The following is a 5,920-nucleotide window of genomic DNA, read 5'->3' as shown; positions in this document are numbered from 1 at the left end:
TGCGAGGGCTGCCACGAGATGGTGAACGCGATCCGGTCACCCGGCGCCACGACCCCGACACCGGCCCCGACCGCACGGGTCGGCGGCGGGTCGGCGGGAGGGTGCCCCACCTGGGTGCCGAGCACGGCGAACGCGGTGACGAGCGCCACAAGGACGGCGACCAGTACGGCGGTCGCCGAGCCTTTGCGTCCTCGGGCGGTGCGCGAAGCCTCGTCCATGGGTCAGGGTTCGATGAGGCCCGCGCGGATCGCGTAGCGGGTGAGCTCCAGACGGTCGCGCAGACCGAGCTTGTGCAGCAGGTTCGCCCGGTGCCGCTGGACGGTCTTGATACTGATCACCAGGATCTCGGCGATCTCCTTGGAGGAGTGGCCCTCGGCGACGAGTTTGAGGACCTCCTCCTCGCGGGCCGTCACGATCTGGTCGGGGGCCTCCTCGCCGTGGCGGACGCGGTCGAGGTAGTTGCGGATCAGCGCGGTGACCGCCCCCGGGTAGAGGAAGGGCTCGTCGCGCATCGCGGCCCGGCAGGCGGCGACCAGGTCGCGGTCGGCGACGGACTTCAGGACGTAGCCGCAGGCACCGGCCTTCAACGCCTGGAAGAAGTACTGCTCGTTGTCGTGCATCGTCAGCATCAGGATGCGCAGGTCCGGTTTGAGCGCGGCCAGTTCGCGGGTGGCCTGCAGACCGGTCAGCCTGGGCATGGCGATGTCCAGGACGGCGAGATCGATGTCATGGTCGCGGGCCATCTCGATGGCCTCCGCACCGTCACCGGCCTCGGCCACCACCTCCAGGTCAGGCTCCCGGTCGAGGATGAGCCGCACCCCACGACGCACCAGCGCATGATCGTCGGCCAGCAGGATACGGATTTTGGACGGGGCGGGCATGGTCACGACTGCTTCCTGACGACGGGCACGGTCAGCCGGATCCGGGTACCGGTCCGGGGTGCGGGGGCGACGTCGAGCGTGGCCCCGATGAGCAGGGCCCGTTCCCGCATGCCGCGTATCCCGGCGCCCTCGCACGAGGCCGCCGTACCGCGGCCGTCGTCGCTGACGGCGAGGACCACCGTGCCGTCGGCATGGCTCAGACTCACCTCGACGCGGTCGGCGTCGGCGTGGCGGGCGACGTTGGTCAGGCTCTCCTGCGCGACCCGGTAGAGCACCAGCTCCGCCTCCTCTGCCAGTGCGGGCAGGTCGGTGTCGAAGCGGCGCAGCACGCGCAGTCCGGTGTGGGCGGCGAAGTCGGTGGTGAGCGAGGTCAGCGCGCTGATCAGGCCGAGGTCGTCCAGGACGCCCGGCCGCAGCCGGCGTACCAGTCGGCGGACCTCGTCCAGGCTCTCCCGGGTGATCTCCTGCACCTGCTGGAGCTCGCCGCGCAGCGGCTCGTCCGCCTCGTCCGCCGACCGCTTGAGCGACAGCAGGATCGCGGTCATGCTCTGGCCGACCTCGTCGTGCAGTTCCTGGGCGATACGGCGCCGCTCCGCCTCCTGCGCGAGCAGGACGCGGGCGCTGCTCGCGGCGCGTTCGGTCTCCAGCCGGTCGAGCATGGCGTTGAAGGTACGGATCAGCTCGGCGACCTCGCCGTGCCCGCTGGCCGGCAGCCGCTGGCCGGGACGCAGCAGGTCGACGGTCGTCATGAGCCGGGTCAGCCGGTCCAGCGGGGCCAGGCCGAACCGCAGCAGCGCCGCGTTGGCGACGAGCATGACGACAAGACCGCCCACCAGGATGACCGCCTCGGTCAGCACGACCGGAACGGAGACGGTCACCGGGGCCCACAGCAGCAGCGCGGTGGCCGTGCCGAGCACCACCGCGTTGAGCCCGAAGATCCGCCAGAACAGGGACACCGGGGTACGCCTTCCTTTCCAGTCACACTGCTTCACAGCCGGTCATCGCAGCCGGCCGTCGCGCACCCCAGAGCTGAGCTGCGGCCACTGGTTCCGACCGAGCCTGCAGCCAGCCTGCCTGCCGATCGCCACGGAGTCGATGGGATCTGTCCCCCATTTCCGGGAGCACGCCCGACCCATCCGACCATCGGATGGATCCCTCGGCCCCCGACAGATGGGTGCTGCGACCGATGGGTAACCGGCGCCGCATCGGCCAGGGTGGAGGCGGGGCCGAGCAGCCCGTCCCGCCGCCTCCACGGTAACCGGACCGCTCGGCCCCCGACCTGCCCAAGACCTGGTGCACCAACAGGCAACGTTTGCCCCGTCGCGCAAACGTTGCCTGCCGGAGCACTGGACACCGACCCCTGCGCAGAAAGGGATCCGCCATGTCTCTCGACACGCCCCGGACCGAACCGAGCCCCGAACGTCCGACCGCCCACGAGGCCCGCCAGCGACTCGAACACGCCCGCAACGCACGGCTGACCCAGCTGCAGGCCATCAGCGAGACCGGCCGGTCCGCGGAGGACGACCTCATGTCCGCCCAGCGGGACGCCATCGAGGAGGTGCTCAAGGAGATCGACGAAGCCCTCGCCCGTGTCCAGGACGGCACCTACGGCACCTGTCTGGGCTGCTCCCGGGCCGTCCCGGCCGAGCGCCTGGAGATCCTGCCCTACACGCGCTACTGCGTCTCGTGCCGGCGCCGCGCCGCCTGAGCACGGCCCGTCCATTCCTCGTGTCCCGCCCTGCCCAAGGGGTGATGTGGTGAACCAGCAGATCATCGGCGACCGCACCACGGTCCTGTCCGCCGAGGACCTCGCCGCGCTCCGCGCGAACCTGCACGAGCAGCGCCAGTTCCGCCGGGAGCAGCTCCAGCAGATCACGGCCACGCCCGGCGAGGACGACCCGCCCGCGCGGCAGGACGCGGCGCGGATCGAGGTGACGGTCAAGCTCGCCGCCTCCGCGCGTATGGTCCTCAGCGACGTGGAGGCGGCGCTGGAGCGCATGGAGGAGGGCTGCTACGGCGCCTGCCACCTGTGCCGCCGACCCATATCCCGCGACCGTCTGCTGATCGTGCCGCAGGCCCGCTACTGCGCCCGCTGCCAGCAGGTCAGGGAGGCCGGCCGGTGACCACGGCACCCAGCTCCCGTCCCGCCTCCGGCCGGCACAGGCCATGGCCCCTGTGCCGGCAGTGCAGCGGCGTCGCCCTCGACCTGGGCAGCGCCCGCACCCGCGCGTGGGTGGCCGGCCGGGGACTGATTCTCGACATCCCCACGGTGACGCCCCTGGGCGCCGGCGCCGTCCACCCCGTCCGGCGCGGCGCCATCGTGGACACCCCGGCGACAGCCCTCATGCTCGAAGGCCTGCTCGCGCACCGCCTGCCCCGTTCCGGCCAGCCCCTGGTCATCGTGACCACACCGGTGCTGGACGGCATCGCCTACCGGACCGAGGCGCGCACCGCGCTGGAGGTCCTGCAGCCACGTACCGTGCTGACCGTTCCCACCGCCCGCGCCGTCGCCGCGGCCGCGGGCGCGGACCTCTCGCATCCCCTGCTCGTCGTGGACATCGGCGCGCAGGTCACCGAGGTGGTCCTGCTGGCGGACGGCGCGGTCGCCGATGCCCGCCGTACCGCTCTGGGCACCAGCGACCTCGACGGCACCACCCCGCACACGCAGATCACCGACGCCGTCGTCGGCATGCTGACCACCATGCTGCGGCAGGACCGCACCTCGCTCACACTCGACGCCCTGCAGCGTGGCGTGCTCCTGGCCGGCGGAGGTGCCTTGCGTCCCGAGATCACCTACGGTCTCACCGGCCGTCTGCACGCCCCTGCGAAGCCGGTACCGGCTCCTCACACCGCCGCCGTCCGAGGTGCCGCCACCCTCCTCGAAGCCGCTCACAGTCACCCCTCCACCACCGGCACCGTCCTGCACGTCCGCTAGCCCGTCCCCCCGGCTGCCGGTTGCCGCCGCACCCCCGTCCCCCCGCCCACCCGCTCCGACCGTCTCGGCTCGCGAAAGGAGAGACACACCGTGGTCAGCGAGATCCCCCAGGCCCAGCCTCCCCCCGAGGTAGCCCCGCGCCCCCTGTGGTGGCGATTCAGGCGCAACCCGCTGCGCCGCCCCACCGATCTGCTGCGCGCATGGATCGGCGTTGCCCTGCTGCTGGCCCTGCTGGTGATGACACCCACCGTCATGCTGCTGGTCGGCAACGCCACGTACCGCGATCTGCAACGGACCGCCGAGCACGAGGCCCGGACGCTGCACCGCATCCCCGCGGTCCTCGAACACGAAGCGCCCCGCCACCCGGAACCGGGATCGGACGAGGCGCTGAAGGCCATGTACCCGGTCATGGTCCGCTTCACCGCCCCGGACGGCCGCGCACGTACCGCGAAGACCGACGTCGAACCGGGCCTTCCCGCGGGTACCAGGGTCCACGTCTGGGTCACCGACGACGGCACGCTCACCGAGCCGCCTCTGACGGCACGTCAGGTCCGTGACAACGCCATCGGCTGGGCCCTCCTCGCCGCCATGGCGGCGGCCCTCATCAGCGCCGGAGCGTATGGCGCGGTCCGTCGAAGGCTGGAGAGGCGCAACCTCGCCGACTGGGACGCGGCATGGGCCAAGACGGCCCCGCGCTGGACCAGATCCACGTGATCGCCTTGCCGTGGGGCAACGGCGCGGCGCTACGACCTCAACTCACCTACGTCACAAGGACAGGCGCTGTCCGCAATCGGCACTAGTGTGCGCGCCATGACGAAGACGAGCCCCCGTGTCCGCCGCCCGGACCCCGCCCCCGTCCTCACCACCCGTGCCCTCAACCGTGCCACTCTCGAGCGTCAACTGCTGTTGCATCGGGCACGGTTGTCGGCCAAGGCGGCGGTCGAACACCTCGTCGGGCTCCAGGCGCAGAACGTCAGGCCCCCGTACTACGCGCTCGCAGCCCGGCTGGACGGCTTCGCCCCGGAGCACCTCTCTCAGCTCATGGCCGACCGTGAGGCCGTCCGTATCGTCACCCTGCGCTCCACCATCCACACCCACACCGCCGACGACTGCCTCGCTCTGCGTCCGTGGGTGCAGCCCGCCCGCACCCGCGAACTCACCCTCTTCCGCAAGGGCCTTGGCGGGGTCGATCTGCAACGGCTCGCCGCGCTCGCCCGTGAACTCGTCGAGACCGAGCCACGCACCATGGCGCAACTACGCAAGGAGCTGCTCGTCGAGTGGCCGGACGCCGACCCGCGAGCCCTCGCCGTGGCCGCACGCTGTCTGCTGCCCCTCGTCCAGGTCACCCCGCGCGGTCTGTGGGGCCGTAGCGGTCAGGTCACGCTCACCACGGCCGAGCACTGGCTCGGACGCCCCGTCGCACCGGCCCTCGCCCAGGACGCCGCCGTCCGGCGTTACCTCGGCGCGTTCGGGCCCGCCTCCGTCAAGGACATGCAGACCTGGTCGGGCCTCACACGCCTGCGTGAGGTCTTCGAGCGCCTGCGCCCGCAGCTCGTCACCTTCCGCGACGAGCGCGGCGTCGAACTCTTCGACCTCCCGGACGCGCCCCGGCCCGACCCGGACACCCCGGCGCCGCCGCGCTTCCTGCCCGAGTTCGACAACCTTCTCCTCTCCCACGCCGACCGCTCCCGCGTCATACCCCCGGACCTCAAGGGCCGCGGCTGGGCGGGCAACCAGGCCTACTGCACGTTCCTCGTCGACGGGTTCTTCGCGGGCCTGTGGCGGCTCACGGACCGCACACTGACGATCGAGCCGTTCGGCAGCCTCGGCGCACGGCAGCGCCGGGAGGTCGTCGAGGAGGCGGAGCGGATGCTCGAGATGATGGCCGGTCCGACGTCCTGCGGCATACGGTTCGGCACGGTGGCGGCCTGAGGTGGGACCGGAGCCGGCAGGAGCCTGCGCGGGGCGGGGAACCTGTCGGTCGGGTCCTGGTCCGGTGCGTGACCAGGACGTGGAGAGGGAGCGTTGCGGGCCGCTCGTGGAGGCGTCGGCGACATGGCGCGACCGGCTGCGCACCGTGCTGTGGCTGGAGGCGCGCATGGCG

General features: G+C 72.0%; 8 protein-coding genes. 5 read left to right on the top strand and 3 right to left on the bottom strand.

The window, feature by feature from the left end; genetic code table 11:
• From ACWDEX_RS36965 to ACWDEX_RS36955, 3 genes are all read right to left on the bottom strand, one after another.
• A partial coding sequence (locus ACWDEX_RS36965; protein ID WP_450469042.1) for a hypothetical protein occupies nucleotides 1-218 on the bottom strand: 218 nt, incomplete at its 3' end.
• A 3-nt stretch (nucleotides 219-221) separates the two neighbouring features.
• Nucleotides 222-881: a response regulator gene (locus ACWDEX_RS36960; RefSeq protein WP_450469044.1), complete on the bottom strand. Its 660-nt coding sequence runs from the start codon at nucleotides 879-881 to the stop codon at nucleotides 222-224.
• A gap of 2 nt (nucleotides 882-883) precedes the next feature.
• On the bottom strand, nucleotides 884-1,837 hold the full coding sequence (locus ACWDEX_RS36955; protein WP_450469040.1) for a HAMP domain-containing sensor histidine kinase: 954 nt from the start codon (nucleotides 1,835-1,837) through the stop codon (nucleotides 884-886).
• 425 nt (nucleotides 1,838-2,262) lie between these two features.
• Between ACWDEX_RS36955 and ACWDEX_RS36950 the strand changes: the two genes are divergently transcribed.
• From ACWDEX_RS36950 to ACWDEX_RS36930, 5 genes are all read left to right on the top strand, one after another.
• Nucleotides 2,263-2,589, top strand: a complete 327-nt coding sequence (locus ACWDEX_RS36950; RefSeq protein WP_450469038.1) for a TraR/DksA family transcriptional regulator — start codon at nucleotides 2,263-2,265, stop codon at nucleotides 2,587-2,589.
• A gap of 46 nt (nucleotides 2,590-2,635) precedes the next feature.
• Nucleotides 2,636-3,004, top strand: a complete 369-nt coding sequence (locus tag ACWDEX_RS36945) for a TraR/DksA family transcriptional regulator (RefSeq protein ID WP_450469036.1) — start codon at nucleotides 2,636-2,638, stop codon at nucleotides 3,002-3,004.
• Nucleotides 3,001-3,816: a rod shape-determining protein gene (locus tag ACWDEX_RS36940; protein ID WP_450469034.1), complete on the top strand. Its 816-nt coding sequence runs from the start codon at nucleotides 3,001-3,003 to the stop codon at nucleotides 3,814-3,816. Before ACWDEX_RS36945 ends, ACWDEX_RS36940 begins: the two co-directional genes overlap by 4 nt.
• 90 nt (nucleotides 3,817-3,906) lie before the next feature.
• A complete protein-coding gene (locus tag ACWDEX_RS36935) occupies nucleotides 3,907-4,530 on the top strand; it encodes an Rv1733c family protein (RefSeq protein ID WP_450469032.1) in 624 nt (207 codons plus the stop codon).
• A gap of 96 nt (nucleotides 4,531-4,626) precedes the next feature.
• Nucleotides 4,627-5,748 carry a winged helix DNA-binding domain-containing protein gene (locus tag ACWDEX_RS36930; protein ID WP_450469030.1) on the top strand — a complete coding sequence of 374 codons (1,122 nt, stop codon included), beginning with the start codon at nucleotides 4,627-4,629 and terminating at the stop codon, nucleotides 5,746-5,748.
• The last annotated feature ends 172 nt before the right edge of the window (nucleotides 5,749-5,920 follow it).

This window comes from Streptomyces sp. NPDC001020 (assembly GCF_053599115.1).
Note: the sequence above shows the minus strand (reverse complement) of the source record. Positions and strands in the feature narration are given on the sequence as shown.

Bases quoted from the DNA above. Each gene is read 5' to 3' on its own strand.
- ACWDEX_RS36930 (WP_450469030.1), top strand. From the start codon at position 4,627: ATGACGAAGACGAGCCCCCGTGTCCGCCGCCCGGACCCCGCCCCCGTC.
- ACWDEX_RS36950 (WP_450469038.1), top strand. From the start codon at position 2,263: ATGTCTCTCGACACGCCCCGGACCGAACCGAGCCCCGAACGTCCGACC.
- ACWDEX_RS36960 (WP_450469044.1), bottom strand. From the start codon at position 881: ATGCCCGCCCCGTCCAAAATCCGTATCCTGCTGGCCGACGATCATGCG.